General features: G+C 69.3%; 23 protein-coding genes and 1 pseudogene. 15 read left to right on the top strand and 9 right to left on the bottom strand.

The genetic code is table 11. The features are described 5' to 3' along the window. Nucleotides 1-3: 3 nt before the first annotated feature. On the bottom strand, nt 4-930 hold the full coding sequence (locus K6T50_RS14810) for an alkaline phosphatase family protein (RefSeq protein WP_222607335.1): 927 nt from the start codon (nt 928-930) through the stop codon (nt 4-6). 114 nt (nt 931-1,044) lie between these two features. Further along, nucleotides 1,045-2,202, bottom strand: coding sequence for a glycosyltransferase (locus tag K6T50_RS14815; RefSeq protein WP_222607336.1), 1,158 nt, complete (start codon nt 2,200-2,202; stop codon nt 1,045-1,047). A 126-nt stretch (nt 2,203-2,328) separates the two neighbouring features. Between K6T50_RS14815 and aglJ the strand changes: the two genes are divergently transcribed. Beyond that, nucleotides 2,329-3,351: an S-layer glycoprotein N-glycosyltransferase AglJ gene (gene aglJ / locus K6T50_RS14820; RefSeq protein ID WP_222607337.1), complete on the top strand. Its 1,023-nt coding sequence runs from the start codon at nt 2,329-2,331 to the stop codon at nt 3,349-3,351. On the opposite strand, the gene K6T50_RS14825 is transcribed toward aglJ, so the two are convergent. Beyond that, entirely contained in the window at nt 3,313-3,639 is a 327-nt protein-coding gene (locus tag K6T50_RS14825; protein WP_222607338.1) for a DUF5789 family protein, read from the bottom strand. The two genes, aglJ and K6T50_RS14825, sit on opposite strands and share 39 nt — an antisense overlap. Before the next feature lie 86 nt (nt 3,640-3,725). On the opposite strand from K6T50_RS14825, the gene K6T50_RS14830 reads away from it, so the two are divergent. Further along, on the top strand, nt 3,726-3,935 hold the full coding sequence (locus K6T50_RS14830; protein ID WP_222607339.1) for a ribbon-helix-helix domain-containing protein: 210 nt from the start codon (nt 3,726-3,728) through the stop codon (nt 3,933-3,935). A gap of 36 nt (nt 3,936-3,971) precedes the next feature. On the opposite strand, the gene K6T50_RS14835 is transcribed toward K6T50_RS14830, so the two are convergent. Both K6T50_RS14835 and K6T50_RS14840 read right to left on the bottom strand, forming a co-directional pair. Beyond that, complete coding sequence (locus K6T50_RS14835; RefSeq protein ID WP_222607340.1) at nt 3,972-4,490, bottom strand: JAB/MPN domain protein-containing protein; 519 nt, start codon at nt 4,488-4,490, stop codon at nt 3,972-3,974. A 10-nt stretch (nt 4,491-4,500) separates the two neighbouring features. Further along, a complete protein-coding gene (locus K6T50_RS14840; protein WP_222607341.1) occupies nt 4,501-5,181 on the bottom strand; it encodes a hypothetical protein in 681 nt (226 codons plus the stop codon). A 58-nt stretch (nt 5,182-5,239) separates the two neighbouring features. On the opposite strand from K6T50_RS14840, the gene K6T50_RS14845 reads away from it, so the two are divergent. Continuing rightward, a complete protein-coding gene (locus K6T50_RS14845) occupies nt 5,240-6,004 on the top strand; it encodes a VOC family protein (RefSeq protein WP_222607342.1) in 765 nt (254 codons plus the stop codon). Next, nucleotides 6,001-6,558, top strand: a complete 558-nt coding sequence (locus tag K6T50_RS14850; RefSeq protein ID WP_222607343.1) for a cupin domain-containing protein — start codon at nt 6,001-6,003, stop codon at nt 6,556-6,558. The genes K6T50_RS14845 and K6T50_RS14850 overlap by 4 nt, the downstream gene beginning before the upstream one ends. Before the next feature lie 61 nt (nt 6,559-6,619). On the opposite strand, the pseudogene K6T50_RS14855 reads toward K6T50_RS14850, so the two are convergent. Next, nucleotides 6,620-6,907: pseudogene (locus K6T50_RS14855) on the bottom strand (DUF5779 family protein); the annotation flags it as partial. A gap of 371 nt (nt 6,908-7,278) precedes the next feature. On the opposite strand from K6T50_RS14855, the gene K6T50_RS14860 reads away from it, so the two are divergent. The 9 genes from K6T50_RS14860 (at nt 7,279) to K6T50_RS14900 (ending at nt 16,042) form a co-directional block, all read left to right on the top strand. Next, nucleotides 7,279-8,460: a LeuA family protein gene (locus K6T50_RS14860; protein WP_225935425.1), complete on the top strand. Its 1,182-nt coding sequence runs from the start codon at nt 7,279-7,281 to the stop codon at nt 8,458-8,460. A gap of 270 nt (nt 8,461-8,730) precedes the next feature. After that, nucleotides 8,731-10,557, top strand: a complete 1,827-nt coding sequence (ilvB, locus tag K6T50_RS14865; RefSeq protein ID WP_222607345.1) for a biosynthetic-type acetolactate synthase large subunit — start codon at nt 8,731-8,733, stop codon at nt 10,555-10,557. Beyond that, the gene (ilvN, locus tag K6T50_RS14870; protein WP_222607346.1) at nt 10,554-11,315 is read left to right on the top strand and encodes an acetolactate synthase small subunit; all 762 of its coding nucleotides are present in this window, start codon (nt 10,554-10,556) and stop codon (nt 11,313-11,315) included. The genes ilvB and ilvN overlap by 4 nt, the downstream gene beginning before the upstream one ends. A 29-nt stretch (nt 11,316-11,344) precedes the next feature. Next, nucleotides 11,345-12,412, top strand: coding sequence for a ketol-acid reductoisomerase (ilvC, locus tag K6T50_RS14875; RefSeq protein ID WP_222607347.1), 1,068 nt, complete (start codon nt 11,345-11,347; stop codon nt 12,410-12,412). Then, nucleotides 12,405-12,593 carry a hypothetical protein gene (locus tag K6T50_RS14880; protein ID WP_222607348.1) on the top strand — a complete coding sequence of 63 codons (189 nt, stop codon included), beginning with the start codon at nt 12,405-12,407 and terminating at the stop codon, nt 12,591-12,593. The genes ilvC and K6T50_RS14880 overlap by 8 nt, the downstream gene beginning before the upstream one ends. After that, nucleotides 12,590-14,053: a 3-isopropylmalate dehydratase large subunit gene (gene leuC, locus K6T50_RS14885; RefSeq protein WP_222607349.1), complete on the top strand. Its 1,464-nt coding sequence runs from the start codon at nt 12,590-12,592 to the stop codon at nt 14,051-14,053. Before K6T50_RS14880 ends, leuC begins: the two co-directional genes overlap by 4 nt. Beyond that, nucleotides 14,050-14,700, top strand: coding sequence for a 3-isopropylmalate dehydratase small subunit (locus K6T50_RS14890; protein WP_222607350.1), 651 nt, complete (start codon nt 14,050-14,052; stop codon nt 14,698-14,700). Before leuC ends, K6T50_RS14890 begins: the two co-directional genes overlap by 4 nt. Beyond that, nucleotides 14,693-15,700: an isocitrate/isopropylmalate dehydrogenase family protein gene (locus K6T50_RS14895; RefSeq protein WP_222607351.1), complete on the top strand. Its 1,008-nt coding sequence runs from the start codon at nt 14,693-14,695 to the stop codon at nt 15,698-15,700. Before K6T50_RS14890 ends, K6T50_RS14895 begins: the two co-directional genes overlap by 8 nt. Before the next feature lie 105 nt (nt 15,701-15,805). Beyond that, complete coding sequence (locus K6T50_RS14900) at nt 15,806-16,042, top strand: hypothetical protein (RefSeq protein ID WP_222607352.1); 237 nt, start codon at nt 15,806-15,808, stop codon at nt 16,040-16,042. Between the two features lie 40 nt (nt 16,043-16,082). Here K6T50_RS14900 and K6T50_RS14905 read toward each other — a convergent pair whose 3' ends face one another. Together K6T50_RS14905 and K6T50_RS14910 are read right to left on the bottom strand one after the other, a co-directional pair. Further along, nucleotides 16,083-16,541, bottom strand: coding sequence for a DUF5799 family protein (locus tag K6T50_RS14905; protein WP_222607353.1), 459 nt, complete (start codon nt 16,539-16,541; stop codon nt 16,083-16,085). Between the two features lie 106 nt (nt 16,542-16,647). Next, nucleotides 16,648-18,264 carry a S8 family peptidase gene (locus K6T50_RS14910; protein WP_222607354.1) on the bottom strand — a complete coding sequence of 539 codons (1,617 nt, stop codon included), beginning with the start codon at nt 18,262-18,264 and terminating at the stop codon, nt 16,648-16,650. A 288-nt stretch (nt 18,265-18,552) separates the two neighbouring features. Between K6T50_RS14910 and K6T50_RS14915 the strand changes: the two genes are divergently transcribed. Together K6T50_RS14915 and K6T50_RS14920 are read left to right on the top strand one after the other, a co-directional pair. Further along, nucleotides 18,553-19,113 (top strand): NYN domain-containing protein, encoded by a 561-nt coding sequence (locus K6T50_RS14915; RefSeq protein WP_390182296.1) that lies wholly within the window; start codon nt 18,553-18,555, stop codon nt 19,111-19,113. An 85-nt stretch (nt 19,114-19,198) separates the two neighbouring features. Then, complete coding sequence (locus K6T50_RS14920; protein WP_222607356.1) at nt 19,199-19,597, top strand: universal stress protein; 399 nt, start codon at nt 19,199-19,201, stop codon at nt 19,595-19,597. Between the two features lie 109 nt (nt 19,598-19,706). On the opposite strand, the gene K6T50_RS14925 is transcribed toward K6T50_RS14920, so the two are convergent. Further along, the gene (locus tag K6T50_RS14925; RefSeq protein ID WP_222607357.1) at nt 19,707-20,702 is read right to left on the bottom strand and encodes a radical SAM protein; all 996 of its coding nucleotides are present in this window, start codon (nt 20,700-20,702) and stop codon (nt 19,707-19,709) included. Nucleotides 20,703-20,742 lie beyond the last annotated feature (40 nt).

Consider the following 20,742-nt stretch of genomic DNA (forward strand, 5'->3'; position numbering starts at 1 on the left):
GTGTTATTTGTAACCGAGGTGTTTAAGTTGTTCGTCGCGCGAGACCTCCTCCACGTCGGTGGCCGTCTCGGCGTCCGTGTCCGAGGTATGGGTTTCCTCGTCCGTCGCGGACGTGACGCACTTCGGCACGCGCTTGAGCGGCTTCAACGGCACGTAGTCCGGGTGAGCATAGAGGCCGTACTCACCCAGCAGGTTCCCGTGGTCCGCCGTGATGAGAACCCGTTCCGCGTCCACGTTCTCCAAGAGGAGCGCGACGTCGTCAAGGACGTACCGGAGATTGTCCCGGTAGCCGTCCCACACTTCCTCGTACTCCAGCTGGCCCCGTCGGAGCTTATGCCAGACGTTGTCCCACGGCGTTGAGGAGAATTCATCGCGAGGGATTCCCTTGTCGAGGGGTTTGCGGACGAAGGGATGGTGGGGCTGCATGTAGTGAACGAGAAGCCGATCGTGGTCTCGCTCGCGCCCCGCTCGTATCGCCGCGTCGGTGACCGCGCGGGCGGGGATGGTCCGGACGTCGCGGTCGAACGTGTGCTTCCAGACTTCTTCGAGATACGCGAACGACTGCGGGTCGAGTTTCTGCTCCGAATAGGGGTTCGCGGTGACGTGGGCGGTTCGGGCCATCTCGGCGGCGTACGACGGCCGGAAGTTCTTCTCCATCCACTCCGCCGAACTGGACGCGACAGAGTACGTCCACTCCTCGTCGACGAAGTCGTACTCCTGAGCCACTTCGGCCATCAGGTCCCACCGGCAGGCGTCGAGGACGACCAGCATGTCCCAGTCCTCCTCGTAGATGGGTGTCCCGAAGTTCCACACACCGCCGAGACGACGGAAGGTGCCGACGTAAAACTTGTACGCCGAGTCCTGTACGCCCTGCCAGCCGTCCTGTCGGACCTGTCGGCGGGTCTCTTCCACCCAGTCGGTAAACGTCATGAGAGCGGTCGTATCACGCCCAATGCGAGGGGTGGGCCTATGAGTTTCGGATACCGACAGCCGGATATCTCACGCCCCGAAAACGGGACAGTAACGGTTCAGTAGTGAGTCGCTCTATCGAGCCTCGAACGCCTCCCGCAACTCCGCGTCCACATCCCACGTCCCGTCTCCCTCTCCGCGCAGCAGCTTCACTGCAGCCCGAAACAGCGACACCTGTGTGTCGAACAGCGCGTACGCCGGCTGCAACGACCCTAACGAATCCCTCGCCCCCAGCCACACGAACGCCCCCAACGCCACCGGCACCGCGAGCCCGAGCGGCCCGCCGACCGCGACCGCCCCCAGCGACGCCAGTCCCACGCCGGCCATCACCAGCGTCGGCGAGACGCCCATGAACCACCAGTTGAACGGCAACACCACCGTCCCGTAGCCGCCGTAGCGACCCAGCATGTCCCGCTGGCGCCACAGCAACCTCAGCAGGCCCATCGCCCGACGGTCCTTCTGCGTCCGGCGCTTGCGGAACTCCGAGTGGCTCGCCTCCTTGTAGCGGATCGCGGGGTCGAACACCACCCGGCCGCCGTTCTTGCGGATCTTCAGCGCCAGCTCGGTGTCGTCGGCGATCGAGTCCTCGTCGATCGCGACGATCGAGTCGCGCTCGAACGCCGAGAACGGCCCGTGGAAGATGAACGTCGAGTCGACGTGCGACTCCAGCGTCTGTATTCGCGCCTGCACGTCGCGATACCCTCGCTCGACCTCGCTGCCGCCGAGCACCTCGGCGTTGCGTCCCGTCACTGCCTCGATCTCGGGGTCGGCGAGGTTCGCGACCGCCTCCCGCAGCGCGTCCTCTGCGACCTTCGAGTCGCAGTCGGTCTTCACGACGACCTCGTTGCTCGCGGCCGCGTACGCCTCGTTGAGCGCGACGGCGAGCCCGCGACGTTCCGTCTCCTCGATCAGCCGCAACTCGGGCGCGTCCCGCTCGGCGAAGAACTCTCGAACGATCTCCGGGGTCGCGTCGTCGCTGGAGTCGACGACGACGACCTCCATCTTCTCCGGGGGATAGTCCCACTCGCAGATCCCCGCCAGCTTCGACTCGACGATCCGTTCCTCGTTGTACGTCGGGAGCACGACGCTCACGGACGGCTCGACGTCGTGGTCCTTCTCCGCGGGCGACCCCTCGGGATCGCGGACGACGTACAACAGGCCGTACAGGAGATACGGAAGGCCGGTGAGGCTGATCAGCCCCGCCAAATGGGCGAAGAGGCGACGCGCTCGCATGGCCCGTGGTTGGCCGACTCCCTACAAAACGACGGCGGTCGGACGGTCCGACACCGGGTTCGGCGACGACGGAACCCCGGTTCGCTCCCGAAACCCCTAACTCGCCACCCGCTGCACCCCACACACATGACCGACGACGTCTGCGTCCTCCTCCCCACGTACGACGAGGCGGCCACGGTCGCGGACGTCGTCACCGACTTTCGCGATCACGGCTTCGAGAACGTCCTCGTCATCGACGGCGGGTCCTCGGATGACACCCGCGAGCGTGCCCGCGACGCGGGCGCCCGGGTCGAGATCCAATCCGGAACCGGGAAGGGCCAGGCGATCCGCGAGGCGGTCCGCGAGCACGTCACCACTGACTACGTCCTCATGGCCGACGCCGACGGAACCTACCGTGCGAGCGACGCGGAAGCGATGCTCGAACCGCTCCGCGAGGGCACTGCCGAACACGTCATCGGCGACCGCTTCGCCGACATGCACGAGGACGCGATGAGCGGCCTAAACCGCGTCGGCAACGGCATCTTCAACGGACTGTTCTCGCTCATCCACCGGGAGGAGTACGGGGACATCCTCTCGGGATACCGGGCGTTCACGGTCGACTCCTTCGAACGCCTCCGCCTCTCGGCCGACGGCTTCGGCATCGAGACGGAGCTGGCCGTCGAGTGCGCGCGCCACGGGGTGCGCACGACGGTCGTTCCGATCACGTACCTCCCGCGGCCGGACGGCTCGAACACGAACCTCCATCCCGTCCGCGACGGCGGGATCATCCTGATGGCGATCTACCGGCAGGCGAAGACCTCGAACCCCCTGTTCTACTTCGGGAGCGCGGGCGTGGTCTCGGGGCTCGCTGGTGCCATCGTCGCGGCGTACGTCGCCTACGACTGGTTCGTCAACGGGATCCCGCACAACGTGCTCGCGATCGTCGCGGGCGTCGGGATCATCCTCGGCGTCCAGCTGCTCATCTTCGGTGTGCTCTCCGATCTCTTGGTCACGCTCCACGGCGAGACGCTCGACCGCGTCGAGGCGCTCGAACGGGAGGTCAACGGGGCCACCGACGCCGCTGTCGACGGGACGGACTCGGGCCCGGAGGGATCCGACGCGACGGCGCCCTCAGAAGGGAAGGATCGAGCGGACCCGCCCGAGCAGTGACCCGGCGCCGCTGCGGCGGCGGTCCTCGAAGATCGGATGCAGGCGGTTGAGCAGGTCGCGCTCGGTCTCGAATTCCTCCTCGGGAAGCTCGTGCAGCACCTCGGCGAGATCGAGGGTGTTGCCCGCGGCGTCGTAGGGAACCTGGGTGTTCCCCATCGACGCGACCAGTTCCTCGCTCGTCGCCGGGAACCGAACGCCGGCCCGGTCCAGGCGTTCGTCGAGCGCCGCGATGCCGAACTCGATGGATTCGGGCTCCTCCGTGTCCCCCTGCGGCGGTCTGGCTGCCATTACGCTCCGGGTTGCCGCCCCGGGGACTAAAACGGACGGGCCCCGGCTCCGTCGCGCTTATCGGTCGCGCGCCCCTCCGTCGAGCCATGACCGACTACACCACCGTCTCCATCCCGAAGGACCTGGCCGAGCGCGTCGAGGAGACCCTCGAAGGGACGAGCTTCTCGTCGACCTCGGATCTCGTCCGGTTCCTGTTGCGAAGTATCGTCATCCAACATCAAAAGCAGGGCTCGCTCTCGGAGGCCGAGTTCGAGGAGATCACCGACCAGCTCCGGGACCTCGGCTACCTGGAGTAGCGCGGTCGCGACGCCGACCACGCGCGACACACGGGCTCACTCTTCGACCCGCTCCTCGGGCGGCTCGGCGTCGACGACGACGAGTTCGCGCCGGCGTCCCCGGCGGTCGTACGCGATCACGTTCTCCCGTTCGTACGGCGGAACCGCCACCAGCACCGCGGCCGCGAGGTCGTCCTCCTCGGTGAGGTGCCGGTCGCCGCGGGGGTGTGAGAGGAAGCGCGCGCTACCCGCAGGGCGCCCCAGGTCCATCCCGAACACCGCCGAGACGGAGCCGCCGGCCGAGGGGAAGTAGAAGTGCGTGAGCACGGGCGTCGCCGGATCGATGTCTGTGGGTGCGTCGATCAACTCGCCCGCTGGCGTCGCGTCGAGCACCACGTTCTCCGCCTCGGGGTCGGCGTCGGCCGCGCGCTCACACAGCAGCGCGAGCAGGTCGACGGTGATGTGAACGGGCGCTGGATCGTCCCGCGTCGCGTCGTGCTCGGTGTCCACCTCGCCCCCGGTGGCGTCCTTCGTCCCGTTTACCGCGTCGTCTGCGAGGCCGTCCACGGGGCTCACGACGGGACGGTCACCCGAGGAACTCCCGGAGCGTCTTCGCGTACAGTCCCGGCGCGTTCCCGCGGGAGCCGTCGAGTGCGGCCGCGAGCGCCCGCCCGCCGTCCTCCATGACGCCGGCGCCGTGGCCGCACAGCACTCGCTCCGGATCGATCCCTCCGAGCGCGCGTCGCGGTGGGAACAGTCGGAGCATCGGGTGGACGCCGAGCGTCTCCCCGCCCGTGCGCATGTACGAGGAGGTCCCGACCGCTTCCGGGACGTACAGCGTCCCGCCGTCCTCGTCGTACAGCCCGACCTCCTGCCACGGCGGGATCGACGAGTCGCGGACCGTGATCGCCCGGAGCCCGCCCACCTCGCGCGCGAACCGCTCGACGGGCGCGTCGAGTTCCGTTGCGACGCCGGTCATCCAGTCGGGTACGTACACGGGGACGTCGTGGCGGGTCGCTATCGCCGCCGCGTCGCGCTTGTGGCGGTCGAGACAGACGACCGTCCCCGCGACCTCGCCGTCGAGATCCGCGAGGAGGTCGTCGACGCCGTCGGCGTCCACGGGGTCGAGCACCCACACGTCGCCGTCGACCGACAGCGCGTGGCTCGCGCGCTCCATCGTCTCCTCGGGATAGGCGATCCACCCAACGCCGCCGTCGAACTCGTCGATCACGGCGAGGTCGGCGTCGCCGGACCCTTTCATCGCCATCGGGAACGGAAACGGGCGCCGCGGGCTTAAGTGGGGTGCCGCCGGAAGGGCGGACGAGATGACGACGCGACCCGCGACGACGCAGCCGCGCCCGGCGCTGGCGTCGCTGGCGCTGGAGGTGACCGACCTCGGGCGCGCGGCGGCGTGGTACGCCGACACGTTCGGCCTCGTCCCGACCCGGCGGACCGACACGGAGTGCGCCTTCGACGTGGGCGGCACCGAGTTCGTGCTCAGGCGCCCCGACTCGGTCCCGCGCGGCGGCCTCCACACCCACTTCGCCTTCGAAACGCCCGGGCGCGAGTACCCCGCGTGGCGCGCGCGATTCCCGGAGGCCCCCGAGATCGACTTCGGTTCCTTTCGCTCGCTGTATCTGGAGGACGCCGACGGCCACGCGCCCGAGATCGGCGGCACCGCCCCGGACGGAACCGGCGCGGGATTGGTCGGGATCTTCGAGGTGGTGCTGGAGGTGGCGAACGTCGACCTCGCGAGCGACTGCTGGTCGGCGCTGGGGTTCTCTGCGGTCGACCGCGGCGACGAACGCCGACGGGTCCGGATGCGCGGGCCCGCGGGCGCCGAGCGACAGTTCGACGTGGAGCTGTGGGAGCCCCAACTCGGCCTTGCCGGCGCCCGCGGCGGCGTCCACGTCGACCTCACCGTCCGGGTGCGCGAGCCCGCCGCGGTCGCGGACCACGCCTACGGCGACCTCCCCTCGGTGACGGTCCGTGAGTCGTCCGACGGCTCGGTCGAGCTGTACGACCCCGACGGCCATCACCTCGTGTTGCTGCCGGCCGACAGGGCTGCGGCTGAGGAGTGTGAGTCGTGACCGAGGAACGCCCCGGCGACGCTGGCGGCGACGGTGGAGAACCCGAATCCGACGACCACGGCTACCGCCACGTCGCCGTCGACGACGTGCCGAACACGCCGAACCCGACGCGCGCGAAACGCGAGCTGGACGAGGCGGTCGGCGCGTCGCTGTTCGGCTGCAACTACTACGAGGCGGATCCGGGCGAGCGCGTGCCGTGGGGGTACCACCGTCACCCCGATCACGAGGAACTGTTCTACGTGATCGCGGGGGAGCTGGAGGTCGAGACGCCCGCCCGCACGTACCGCGTCGGCGCCGACGAGGCGTTCTTCGTCCCCGCGGACGCGCCCAACCGGGCGGTCGCCGCCGGCGACGAGCCGTGTCGGTTCCTCGCGGTCGGCGCGCCCAAGGACGCCGACGGCGCGGTGATCTGCGAGGAGTGTCCTGCCTGCGGCGCCGCGACCGACCGCGAGTACGAAGTCGAGGCCACGGGCGAGGGGGCCGACCCGGATGCCGAGGTGTACGTCCTCCGGTGTGCGGCGTGCGGTGCGGAGACCGACCGCTTCTCGGGGTAGCGTCGGTGTTCGGGAGCCCGTCCACACGGGGACCTGTAGCGGCCGCACCGCGCCCGCGTCAGTTCAGTCGGTCGGTGTCGATGCCCACGTCCGGCGGCGACACGATGAGAAACCCGCGGAAGTGCGTGAGTTCGCCGCCCATCTCGTTGATCTGGCGCGCGAACCCGCTGGCGAGCTCGTTCAGGTCCCCCTCGACTGCGAGCACGAGTACGTTGCCGTATTCGACGTTGCGCACCCACTGCTCGGGCTCGGTCTCCCCGTCGAGCACCCCCAGGACCACGTCCCCCACCGTCCCCTCCGACTCGATCATCTCCTCGGCGTCGCGGAGGTCGAGCCCGAAATCGCTCATATCGCCGCTCACGGCGTGTGCTTTCAAAAGGGTTCGGTCCGCGGTCGGACGCCCGTCTGACCCCGAGGGTTCCGGCGAGGACCCCGAACCCGTAATCGACCGGGGCGCCGAATCCCTGTTCGCCAGTCGACGCCGATCACGCATCCGTCAATACCATGCATATAAGGATATACTAAGAGTCGGGTTCGAATGATAGTCGACGCCCTCCTGCGATTCTTCCATCGATCGAACGTTCGTGAACGTTTCTCGACGGCGACGCGACCTGTCCGACCACAACGCTTTACAATCAGTTCTGCTCTCCCATGCGATGATGTCCCATAATCAGGACTCGTCGGTAACCAGTCCGGCGGAACGAGTTCTTCCAGGGCACGCTGAGTGCAACTGACGAGTTCGATTCTGTCCGTATCTTCGACACGACGCTTCGCGACGGCGAGCAGTCGCCGCGCACGTCGTTCGACTACGAGGAGAAGCGTGAGATAGCCGCGGCGCTCGACGACCTGGGCGTCTCCGTCATCGAGGCGGGGTTCCCGGTCAACTCCGACGCGGAGTTCGAGGCCGTCAAAGACATCGCGGAGTCGACCGACACGACCGTCTGCGGGCTCGCCCGCGTGGTCGAGAAGGACATCCAGGCCGCCATCGACTCGGGGGTCGGGATGATCCACACGTTCGTCTCCACGAGCGACGTGCAGATCGAGGACTCGATGCACGCCACCCGCGAGGAGGTGAAACAGCGCGCCGTCGAGGCCGTCGAGACGGCGAAGGGCTCCGGCGCGGAGGTGATGTTCTCGCCGATGGACGCCACCCGGACCCAGGAGTCGTTCCTGGTCGAGGTGATCGAGGCCGTCGACGAGGTCGGCGTCGACTGGATCAACATCCCCGACACCTGCGGGGTGGCGACGCCGCGGCGCTTCGGCGACCTGATAGAGGTCGTCGCCGAGCACACCGACGCCGGCATCGACGTGCACACCCACGACGACTTCGGGCTGGCGGGCGCGAACGCGCTGGCCGGCGTCGAGGCCGGCGCCGACCAGATGCAGGTGTCGGTCAACGGCATCGGCGAGCGCGCCGGCAACGCCGCCTTAGAGGAGGTCGTCATGGCCGCCGAGTCGCTGTACGACGCCGACACCGGCGTCGACACGACGAAGATCACCGAGGTGTCGCGCATGGTCGAGCAGGCCAGCGACATCGCGGTGCCGCCGAACAAGCCCGTGGTCGGGCGCAACGCCTTCAGCCACGAGTCCGGCATCCACGCCGCCGGCGTCATCGAGAACAGCGACACGTTCGAGCCGGGCGTGATGACCCCCGAGATGGTCGGCGCGACCCGCGAGCTGGTGATGGGGAAACACACCGGCACCCACTCGGTCCGCCAACGGCTGACCGACGCCGGCTTCGACCCGACGGAGTCGGAGGTCCGCGCCATCACCCGCCGGGTGAAGGACGCCGGCGCGGAGGGCCGCGTGACCATGAGCGACGTGCGCCGGTTCGCCCGCGAGGAGGGCGTCGCGGAGATGGACGACGACGAGGAGGAGCGCGAGCAGGAGGCCCGCGTCTGACCGGCGGGGGTGCAATCGTTGCCACCCGCGTCACGGTTATGAGGCACGCGCCGAAAGCCGGAGGCGAGATGACGACGAGATCCGCGCCGACCGCCGTTCGCCCGGCGCCCGCGGAGCGCGTCGTCGCCCTTCTCGCCGGGGTCGCGGGTATCGTAGGGGCGTGACCGCCCCCACAACACCCACCCCGACGCACGTACCGACCGAACCCGACCAGCGACCAGCGATCACCGACCGCGAACGAATGACACACACGGACGGAGGACCACGACGATGAGCGAGCCAGCGACCCCCGACGCCGCGTCGCCCGAGGAGGGCGACGACGAGGGGCGAACCGACCGAGCGGAACAGCCGGAACAGACGGACGAGGAGGCCGCAGCAGCACGCGAGGACGCGGCGACGCGCGCGCCGGGCAGCGGCGCGAACGCGGTCGTCGCCGCGCTCGAGGCCGCGGGCGTCGAGACCGCCTTCGGCGTGCAGGGCGGGGCGATCATGCCCGTCTACGACGCGCTCTCGGAGTCGTCCGTCCACCACATCACCATGGCCCACGAGCAGGGGGCCGTCCACGCGGCCGACGCCTACGGCATCGTCCGCGGCGACCCGGGCGTCTGTATGGCGACCTCGGGCCCCGGCGCGACCAACCTCGTCACGGGCATCGCCGACGCGTCGATGGACTCGGACGCGATGCTCGCGCTGACGGGGCAGGTGCCCTCGGACATGGTCGGATCGGACGCGTTCCAGGAGACCGACACCGTCGGCGTCACCGCGCCCATCACGAAACACAACTACTTCGCCAGCGACTCCGACGAGGTCGGTCGAACCGTCGGCGAGGCGTTCGCGCTCGCGAACACCGGCCGCCCGGGACCGACCTTAGTCGACCTCCCGAAGGACGTGAGCTTCGGGGAGACCGACCGCCCGGTCGGCGAGCCGACGGCGCCCGAGCGCGCGGTGCCCGACGAGGAGGCCGACGAGGCGCAGGTCGAGGCGGCCGCCCGCGCCATCGAGACGGCCGAGCGTCCCCTCTGCCTGTTCGGCGGCGGCGTGATCAAGGGCGACGCGACCGAACAGGTGCGGGCGTTCGCCCGCGAGTTCGGGATCCCGGTCGTGACGACGATGCCCGGCATCGGGAGCTTCCCGGAAGACGACGACCTCTGTCTCTCGTGGGCCGGCATGCACGGCACCGGCTACGCCAACATGGCGATCACCCACACCGACTGCCTGATCGCGGTGGGCACGCGCTTCGACGACCGTCTCACCGGCGGCGTCGACACCTTCGCCCCGGAGGCGGAGGTCGTCCACGTCGACATCGACCCCGCCGAGATCTCGAAGAACGTCCACGCCGACTACCCGGTCGTCGGCGACGCGGCGACGGTGCTCGACCAGCTCGACGCCGCCATCGGCTACGGCGACGCCCCCGACACCGAGGCGTGGCGCGAGCAGTGCGCCGAGTGGCGCGAGGAGTACCCGATGGACTACGCCATCGACCCCGACGAGCCGGTGAAGCCGCAGTTCGTCGTCGAGGCGTTCGACGCCGCGACCGACGACGACGCGTACGTCACCACCGGCGTCGGCCAACACCAGATGTGGGCCGCCCAGTACTGGACGTACCGCGAGCCGCGCACGTTCGTCTCCAGCCACGGGCTCGGAACGATGGGCTACGGCCTGCCCGCCGCAGTCGGCGCGCGCGTCGCGGCCGACGACGACCGCGAGGTGATCTGCTTCGAGGGTGACGGCTCGTTCCTGATGACGATCCAGGAGCTCTCCGTGGCCGTCCGCGAGAACCTCGACATCACGGTCGTCGTGCTCAACAACGAGTACATCGGGATGGTCCGCCAGTGGCAGGACGCCTTCTTCGAGGGCAACCACATGGCCTCCGAGTACGACTGGATGCCGGAGTTCGACACGCTCGCGGAGGCGTTCGGCGCGAAGGGCTTCCGCATCGACGAGTACGACGACGTGGAGGCGGTCGTCGAGGAGGCGCTCGCCTACGACGGCCCCTCGGTCGTCGACGCCCACATCGACCCTGAGGAGAACGTCTACCCGATGGTCGCCAGCGGCGCGGCGAACGGCCAGTTCGCGCTGGCGGAGGACCAGCTATGAGCGGCGAGGACGACGACGCCACGAACGCTGCCGCCGACGGCGGCACCGACCACCCGGCGGACTCCCCGATCGCGGAACACGCCCGCCCCGCCGGCGGCGACGCGCCCGAGACGGGGCTGGCGGGACCGACGCCCGAGGAGCGCCCGCACCCGTCGGGTCGCCGCGACGAACACGGCGTCCGCAAGGAGCCGGACGACGGCGGCGAGGCGACGCGTCGCGCGACCGTCTCGGCGCTCGTCGAGGACGAGCCCGGCGTGCTCGCGCGCGCCGCGGGCTTGTTCCGCCGGCGCCAGTTCAACATCGAGAGCCTCACCGTCGGCCCGACCACCGTCGAGGGACACTCGCGGATCACCCTCGTCGTGGAGGAGACCGAGGCCGGCATCGACCAGGCGAAAAAACAGCTCGCGAAGCTCACGCCCGTCATCGCGGTGGGCGAGCTCAGCGACGACGCCGTCGCCGCCGAGTTGGTCCTGCTCAAGGTTCGCGGACACGAACCCGACAAGGTCCACGCGATCACCTCGATGTACGACGGCGAGACGCTCGACGCCGGCCCGCGAACCATCACGGTGCAGATCACCGGCGACGAGAACCTCATCGACGACGCGATCGACGCGTTCGACCAGTTCGGCATCATCGAGATCGCCCGAACGGGCCAGACCGCGCTGGAGCGGGGCGACTCCCCGACGACGCCCGGCGAGGAGCCCGGCCACTCCGCGGGCTCGACCGACGACGACGAGTTCACCAACTACGACGACTGAGACCCTTCACACAGACACACACCACAACAATGACAGACTCCGATTCCACCTTCGACACCGAGGTATACTACGACGAGGACGCCGACCGCTCGCAGATCGACGACAAGACCGTGGCCGTGCTCGGCTACGGCAGCCAGGGCCACGCCCACGCCCAGAACCTGCACGACTCCGGCGTCGACGTGATCGTCGGGCTGCGCGAGGACTCCTCCTCGCGGGCGGCCGCCGAGAGCGACGGCCTGCGCGTCGAGACGCCCGCCGACGCCGCCGCCGAGGCGGACATCGTCTCCGTGCTCGTCCCCGACACGGTCCAGCCGGCCGTCTACGAGGAGATCGAGGACGGCATCGAGCCGGGCGACACCCTCCAGTTCGCGCACGGCTTCAACATCCACTACAACCAGATCGTCCCCAAGGACGGCGTCGACGTGACCATGGTCGCGCCGAAGTCGCCGGGACACCTCGTGCGGCGCAATTACGAGGCGGGCGAGGGGACGCCCGGCCTGCTGGCTGTCTATCAGAACGAGACGGGCGAGGCCCGCGAGGAGGGACTCGCGTACGCCCACGCCATCGGCTGCACCCGCGCGGGCGTCGTCGAGACGACGTTCCGCGAGGAGACCGAGACGGACCTCTTCGGCGAACAGGCGGTGCTGTGCGGCGGCGTCACCTCGCTGGTGAAGCAGGGGTACGAGACGCTCGTCGACGCGGGCTACTCACGCGAGATGGCGTACTTCGAGTGCCTGAACGAGCTGAAGCTCATCGTCGACCTGATGTACGAGGGCGGGCTCGGCGAGATGTGGGACTCCGTCTCCGACACGGCGGAGTACGGCGGACTCGTCAAGGGCGACGAGGTCGTCGACGAGCACGCCCGAGAGAACATGGAGGAGGTGCTGGAGGCGGTGCAGGACGGCACCTTCGCCCGCGAGTGGATCGCCGAGAACCAGGCCGGACGCCCCTCCTACACGCAACTTCGCGAGGCCGAGAAGAACCACGACATCGAGGACGTCGGCGAGGACCTGCGCGCGCTGTTCGCGTGGGACGCCGACGAGGCGAGCGAGGAGGACGAGGAACCCGAACAGGCCGAGGTGCGCGCCGATGACTGAGGAGCGCGACCGAGTCGCCGCAACCGACGGTGATCGCGCAGGCGACGGCCGCGCCGGCGCCGGTCGCTCCAGCGACACCATCGCCGACGTGGACCACACCGCGCCCTACCCCGAACCGAACGACGTGTGGTCGCGCGGCTTCGCGCGCGCCAGCGACGACCCGAGGGACGTACGCCGATGAGTCGGGGCACGCTGTACGACAAGGTCTGGGAGCGCCACAAGGTTGCCGACCTGCCGAACGGGCAGGACCAGCTGTTCATCGGCCTTCACCTCGTCCACGAGGTGACCAGCCCGCAGGCGTTCGGCATGCTGCGCGAGCGCGATATGGCGGTCGCGTTCCCCGATCGCACCGTCGCCACGACCGACCACATCGTTCCGACGACGAGCGAGGGGCGGGATCGGCCGCTGGCGGACGAGCGCGCCGAGGAGATGCTCACGCACCTCGAACAGAACACCGAGGAGGCGGGGATCCGGTTCTTCGGCCTCGACGACGACCGGCAGGGCATCGCCCACGTCGTCGGCCCGGAGCTGGGCTTCGTCCAGCCGGGCATGACCGTCGTCTGCGGCGACAGCCACACCTCCACCCACGGCGCCTTCGGCGCCATCGGGATGGGGATCGGCACCAGCCAGATCCGCGACGTGTTCGCCACCGGCTCGATCTCCGCGGACAAGAAGGCCGTCCGCCGTGTCGAGGTCACCGGCGAACTCGGCGACGGCGTCGGCGCGAAGGACGTCATCCTCCACGTTATCCGTGAACTCGGCGTCGACGGCGGCGTCGGCCACGTGTACGAGTACGGCGGGGAAGCCATCCGGAGCCTCGACATGGAGGGACGGCTCGCGGTGTGCAACATGTCCATCGAGGGCGGCGCCCGCGCGGGCTACATCAACCCCGACGAGACCACATACGAGTACCTGAAAGGACGCGAGTTCGCGCCCGAGGGAGAGGAGTTCGAGGAGCGCAAGCAGTACTGGGAGTCCATTCGCTCGGACGAGGACGCCCAGTACGACGACTGGGTCGAGGTCGACGCCGACGACCTCGCGCCGCAGGTGTCGTGGGGCACCAACCCCGAGCAGGTCGTCGGCGTCGACGAGCCGGTCCCGGCCCCCGACGAGACGCGTGATCCCGAGGCCGCCGAATCGGCACAGGATCACACCGAGGTCACGCCGGGAGAGACGATGGAGGGACACGAGGTCGACGTGGCGTTCCTCGGCACGTGCACGAACGGCCGCGTCGCTGACTTCCGCGAGGCCGCGCGCGTCCTGAAGGGCCGCGAGGTCGCCGACGACGTGCGCGCGCTCGCGGTTCCCGGTTCCGGCACCGTCAAGCGCAAACTGGAGGCCGAGGGCATCGATCAGGTGTTCAAGGACGCCGGCTTCCAGTGGCGCGAGGCCGGCTGTTCGATGTGTCTGGCGATGAACGACGACGCGCTGGAGGGCGATGAGGTCTGTGCGTCCTCCTCGAACCGCAACTACGTCGGTCGCCAGGGCAGCACCGAGGGGCGCACCCACCTGATGTCGCCGGCGATGGTCGCGGCCGCGGCCGTCGAGGGCGCCGTCACCGACGTGCGCGAGTTCGACGTGGCCGAGGAGGTCGGCGAGCCGGTTGACGACCGTGGCGCCGACGCGGAGGTGAGCGAATGAGCGACGACGCGGCCGGACACGCCGGCGACGACGCACCCGAGGACGACGGCGCCGCCGTCCCCGCGATCCGCCGGGTCGCCGGTACCGGCGTGCCGCTCCGCGGCGACGACATCGACACCGACCAGATCCTCCCCGCGCGGTTCCTGAAGGCGGTCACCTTCGACGACATGGGCGAGTACGCCTTCTACGACCAGCGCCGCGACGCCGACGGCGAATTGAACGAGCACCCGTTCAACGAGTACCAGGGCGCGAACGTCCTCGCGGTCAACGACAACTTCGGCTGCGGCTCCTCCCGGGAGCACGCCCCCCAGGGACTGATGCGCTGGGGCGTAGAGGCCATCGTCGGCGAGTCGTTCGCGGAGATCTTCCAGGACAACTGCAAGTCGCTGGGGATCGCGACGCTCGCCGTCGACCACGGGGACGCCGTCGACCTCCAGGACTTCATCGAGGCGAACCCCGACGCCGGCATCGAGGTCGACGTGCGCGAGGAGACCGTCCGATACGACGGGAAGACCGTCGAGGGCGACGTGCCCGACGCGATGCGCGAGGCGCTGCTTGAGGGCATCTGGGACACGACCGCCGTAATGCGGACGAACCTCGACCGCGCGAAGGAGGTCAACGACAGCCTCCCGTACACCGATGACTGAGGGATCGAGGGGCGACGCCGACGCACCCCCCGAGATCGCGGTGATCGAGGGCGACGGCATCGGCCGGGAGGTCGTCCCCGCGGCCGTCGAGGTGCTGGACGCCGTCGGCGAGTACGCGTTCGCCGATGCCGAGGCGGGCGACGCGACGCTCGACGAGACGGGCGAGGCGCTGCCCGCGGAGACGTACGAACTCGCCGCCAGCGCGGATGCGACGCTGTTCGGCGCCGCCGGCGAGTCCGCCGCGGACGTGATCCTCCCGCTGCGGGAGGCGGTCGGCTCGTTCGTCAACGTCCGGCCTGCGCGGGCGTACCCCGGCGTCGACGCGCTGCGCCCGGAGACGGATCTCGTCTTCCTCCGTGAGAACACCGAGGGCGTGTACGCCGGCCACGAGGACCGGCTCACCGACGAGGTGTCGACGCTGACGCGCGTGGTGACCGAGTCGGCCTCCCGACGGCTCGGGGAGTTCGCCTGCGAGTACGTCGAGGAGCGCGGGAAGGACGGCTTCACCGTCGCGCACAAGGCGAACGTGATGCGCGAGACCGACGGGCTGTTCCGCGACACGGTGCTCGCTGAGGCGGAGGCCGCGGGCGTCGACGCCGACACCGTCCTCATGGACGCGTTCGCGACGCGGGTGTGTCTCGACCCCGAGCAGTTCGACGTGATCGTCTGCCCCAACCTCGCGGGCGACGTGCTCTCGGATCTCGCGGCCGGTCTCGTTGGTGGACTCGGGCTGCTCCCCTCCGCGAACATCGGCCCGGAGCGCGGGCTGTTCGAGCCGGTCCACGGCACCGCCCCCGACATCGCGGGCGAGGGCGTCGCGAACCCGTCGGCGACGATCCTCTCGGCGGCGATGCTCGTCGAGTCGCTCGGCGACGACGACGCCGGCGCGCAGATTCGGTCGGCCGTCGAGGGCGTCCTCTCGGACGGGCCGCGCACGCCCGATCTGGGCGGCGAGGCGACGACGCGCGAAGTGACCGACGCGGTGCTGGCACGGCTCTGATCGGGCGGATACCGGCGCGGGCGGGGAGGACGCGACCGGGACTGGCCTCCCGACCGACCCCGGGCACCAGATTCACTTCTCTCGACGGCGTAGTTCCGTGCGGCCATGTCCGAGGCAGCACTCGACCCCGAGGAGTGCCCGCACGACCTCGACGCCGAGTACCTCTACCCGTCGGACGCGGAGGTGTTGCGGATGGAGTCGACCGACGCCGGGATCGCGTTCGTCGTCGAGGTCCCGTGCCCCGACTGTGACGTCTCGCTGGAGGTGACGACCCGCACCGAGTCGGTCGAGGAGTCGGCGCTGTCGCTCCCGCTCGACGACGCCGAAGACGTGTACGACTGACGCGACGCGCCCGGGTTCCCTCCGCGGGCGTCGCGGCTGGTCACTCCTGATACGCGAGCCGGACCTGCTCGAACTTCCCCTTCGATTCGAGGTGTCGCTGGAGCTCGTCGGCGTACTCCTGCGTGAGGCGCTCGGCGGCCTCGAGCTTCTGCTTGTCGACCCCGCCGCCGCCGCCACCGGCGCCCAGGAGCGCGTCCTTGATGTCGGAGACGATGTCGCCGAACGGGCCGCCCGAGGAGTCGCCGTCCGGGTCGGGTCCGCCCATCGCGCCCATCTGCTTCGAGACGTTGTCGAGCTCGGGCATGATCTGTGGCAGCTTCGACGTGTCGGCGACGATCCGGGCGTCTTCGGGGTCTTCGGCGTCCTCGATCTCGAACTCGACGGCCGTCATGATCAGCCCCCACTCCTGGTTCGAGAACTCCGACTGGCGGATCCGGTCGTTGAACTCGCGGTCGACGGTCATCCGCTCGCCGACGATCGCGTCGGTCCAGTTGCTCATGCCGGTACGATCGCGGGCGGCGGGTATGTCGGTTTCCCTCCCCGACGGCCGCGGCGGCCCTCGGGGCCGTCGCTCCCCGCCGATCCCGCGAACTCGTCCGCCGGATCTACTGGTACTCGGTGATGGTCAGCGTGTAGCTGCCCGACCCGCTGTAGGAGTCCACGTCGACCTGCATATCGGTAGACGTGTCGGGATCGTCGACGGTGATCGACTCCTGGCTGTCCAGCGAACGCGACGTGTAGTCGTAGTCGCCGGGCGAGGCGTTCCCCGTGGTGCCGGTGTTGACGTAGAGGTCGAAGTCGGCGTCGGCGGGTCCGTCGAGTTCGACCACGACGCGGCTCGGCGAGGAGTAGTTCCACGACCACGTGTAGTCGTCGTAGTCCCAGTAGCCCGAGAGGCTCCCGTCGACCGAGCCGGTCGTCGAATCGCCGCTTCCGCCGTCCCCGCCGTCATCGTCGTCGCCGTCGTCTCCCCCGCCGCCGCCGGAATCGGCCGGGTCGGTCGTGACGGCCGCGAGCGCGTCGACCTGGCCGCTGCCCTGCTCGTCCGCGGAGAGCCCGATGTCGGCCGCGGTCGCCTTCAGGTGATCGCGCAGTTCGAGGGTCGTCAGGTCCGGCCACGCCGCGAGCGTCAATCCGGCGACTCCCGAGGTGACGGGCGTCGCCATCGAGGTGCCCGACAGCTCCTCGTAGGAGCCGCGCGCCTCCGTCGTCGTCGAGAGGACGTTCACGCCCGGCGCACACAGCTCCACGCTGTCGCCGTACTGCGAGAACGACGCGAGGTTCTCGTTCGAGTCGACCGCCGAGACGGCCACGCACTCGCTGTACGCAGCGGGATAGCTCACCGACGACGTCCCGCTGTTGCCGGCGGCGGCGATCACGAGCGCGCCGTTGTCGTCGGCGTAGCTGACGGCGTTCTTCATCGTGTCCGTGTAGCCCCCGCCGCCGAGGCTGAGGTTGATCACGTCGGCACCCTCGTCGGCCGCCCACTGGATCGCGTCGGCGATGTCGGCGGTCGAGCCGGAGCCGGACTCGTCGAGCGAGCGCCCGTTGATCAGGGTGGAGTTCCCCTGCCCGGCGACGCCGCTGCCGTTGTCGACGACCGCGGCCGCACAGCCGGAGACGTGCGTGCCGTGATACTCGTCGCTCGGCGCGTCGGGAGCCGGGTCCGAGTCGCCGTCGGCGAAGTCGTAGCCGGGGTCCGACGCGTAGTTGCCCGCGAGGTCCGGGTGGTCGTACTGCGCGCCGGTGTCGACGACGGCGACGGTGACCGACGAGTCGCCGAGCGTCGTGTCCCACGCGTCGTCGGAGTTCACCTGCTGGGGCGCGTACTGGCTGGAGAACTGCGGGTCGTTCGGCGACAGCTGCGTCTCCAGCGTCTCGTTTCGCTCGGCGTACTTGACGTGCTCCTTCTTCGTGATCGCCTCGATGAAGTTCTCCCGGGCCACGTCGGCGGCCTCCTCGGGGAACTTCACGGCCACGTAGCTGAGCGTCTCGTTGCTGTGGACGACCTCGGCGTTGCCGGGCACGTACTGGGCGACCTCGCCCTCGATGTCGTCGGCCGTGACGGAGACGCCGACGAGGATCTCGTCCTCCTTCGGACCGGGCGAACGACCCTTCCGGGCGGAGGCGACCCCTCCGAAGGCGGCCGCCCCGGCCGCCGCGCCGGCCAGCTTCAGGAACCCACGACGCATCGTGTCGACACGTTCGGTGTTGTCTGTCATGCGACGACACCACAGGGGGAGGTCCACAACTTAATTCTACTGTAATCTATCCAAATATAATATATCACATCAAGAATTTTGAACTCGAATAAACGACACGTGAGTGGCTTCTCACGGTCGTCTGGGGCGGGCAGGAGAGCCCGTCTCGCGGCCGAACCCGGCAACGCAGCGGCAGGATTAGAATCACCTCTATCTCGTGTGAAGAAAAGGTTGAAATAGGGGGTGACGAACCGGAACGCGTATCGGCCGGCACGCGCACCCGCGAGCATGGGACTGATCGAACGGCTCCTGGGGAGACGCGGGGGGCCGTCAACGGGGGACGGGACCCCCGACCCGCGGGACGGCGACGCCGGACGCGACCGTGACGGCGGACGCGACGGCGCGACATCGGGGCCGCACGGGCCGTGGCGCGACGCCGGCGGGGGGCTCGCGAGACCCCGTGGGGTCGCGCTGTTCGTCGACGGGCCGAACGTGTTCCGCGAGGAGTTCGACGTGGATCTGGCGGACCTGCGCGCGGCCGCGGAGGCCGACGGCGACCTCGTCACGGCGCGGCTGTACCTCGACGAGCACGCGACCCCGGGGCTGATCCAGGCCGCGGAGGCGAACGGCTTCCAGGTGGTCACCACCAGCGGCGACGTGGACGTGAAGCTCGCCGTCGACGTGGCGTCGTTCGCGGCCGAGCGCCGCGCGGCCACGGTCGCGGTCGCCTCCCGCGACACCGACTTCAAGCCGGCGCTGGAGGTCGCCAACGAGTACGGCCTGCGAACGCTCGCGATCGCGCCGGGGAGCTACGGCCGGTCGGACGCGCTCCGCCGGAGCGCCGACGAGGCGGTAACGCTCGGGGAGTAGGGATCTGACTAGCGGTAGCGACGGCGCGCGTGCTGCCCCCGGAACCACCCATACGCATATGTTCTTTCACTATCAATTGGTACGTATGAACCATGTCCTCCTCGCTATCGACGAGAACGACGACCGCGCGGTCGCCCAGGCGGAGACGGTTCGGGACCTGTTCGACGCCGAGGACACGACCGCACACCTGTTACACGACTTCACCGACAACGTCGAGGGCGCGTCGGTCGGGCAGATCGGCGCCGTCCGACACGCGGCTACGGTCCTCGAGGACGCCGGGATCGCCGTCGAGTACCACGAGACGAGCGGAACTCCCTCGAGATCGATCATCGAGGCCGCCGACGAACTGGACGTCGACGTGATCAGTATCGCCGGACGCAAGCGCTCGAAGGCCGGGAAGGCGCTCTTCGGGAGCGTCTCCCAGGAGGTCGTCCTCGGAACGGACCGCCCGGTCCTCTTTTGCACCCGTACGGACGGGCAGTGACCGGCGGACGTTCCCTACGGGACGGTTGTCCACCTGAAGGTTCGCCCCGCCGCATCAACCGCCACCCGTCGACCTGCGGCTCGTCGCGCTCACCGGGACGACGGAGCGGTCACGCCAGCGGCGTTCGCTCGACGACCGTGCCGTCGTAGGTGGGGTACTGCTCGACGACCTCGCCCTCGTCGAGGTCGCCCTCCTCGATCATCTCCTCCAGGAGCCACCACGCAACCTCGACGTGATCGCTTTTGACGGTGTAGAACTCCTCGGGGACCTCCAGCGACTCGAACCGCTCGGGGTCGGCATACGTCTTCCCGTACACGAGCGTGCCGTCGTCGGTCACCTCGTCGAACGGGCGGCGGAGGTTGCGCGCCATCCGTTTGAGGCGGTTGCGGTGCTGTGCGGCGTCTTTGAACACGGACGTGCAGAAGTACACCTTCTCGTGGTCGCCCATCACGTCGAGGATCTCCTCCTTCGAGCCGTCGACTGCGGACATGTGACCCTCCTGTAGCTCGAACCCCTGCTCCTGCATCCGACGGTAGTTCCCGTCGGACATCTCGAACTCGTTGACGTTGCAGAAGTCGGCGGCGCCCTCGTCGAGGAACTCCAGGAACTCCTCCTCGGCGCGGATGCCGGGGATCTCGAACGCCGGCGTCAGGCCCTCCTCGCAAGCGACGTAGAGGATATCCTCCCACTCGGTGCCGTGGAGGTCGCCCCACTGCTGGACCGGCGGATGAAAGCGGATCTCGTCGAGGCCGGCCTCCGAGAGCCGGCGCATGTTCTCGCGGCCGCCGGGGATGCCCGTGTAGAGGTGCGTGTGGTGGTCCTCGCCGAACTCCTCCTTGAGCAGACGGAGATAGCGCGTCGTCTTCCCCATCGCCTCCTGCGGTTCGCCGCCGGTGATGGAGGTGCCCAGCGCCGACATCCGCTTGGCCTCCTCGATCACGTCCTCGTCGGACTCGACGAGGCGTTCGTTGGCGTATACGTCGGTGACGTTCTTGCGGTTCTCCCCCAGCGGGCAGTAGAAACAGTCGCGCTGGTCGCAGTAGCCGTAGACGAACAGCACCATCTTTCCCCCTTTGGCGCACTGTTCACAGCCCTTCGAGATCATTCAGTGGGCCATCTTTTCGCCCGAGCGGCAAAAGCGGTGC

It is taken from the genome of Halobaculum magnesiiphilum (assembly GCF_019823105.1).
GTDB classification, from domain to species: Archaea; Halobacteriota; Halobacteria; order Halobacteriales; family Haloferacaceae; genus Halobaculum; species Halobaculum magnesiiphilum.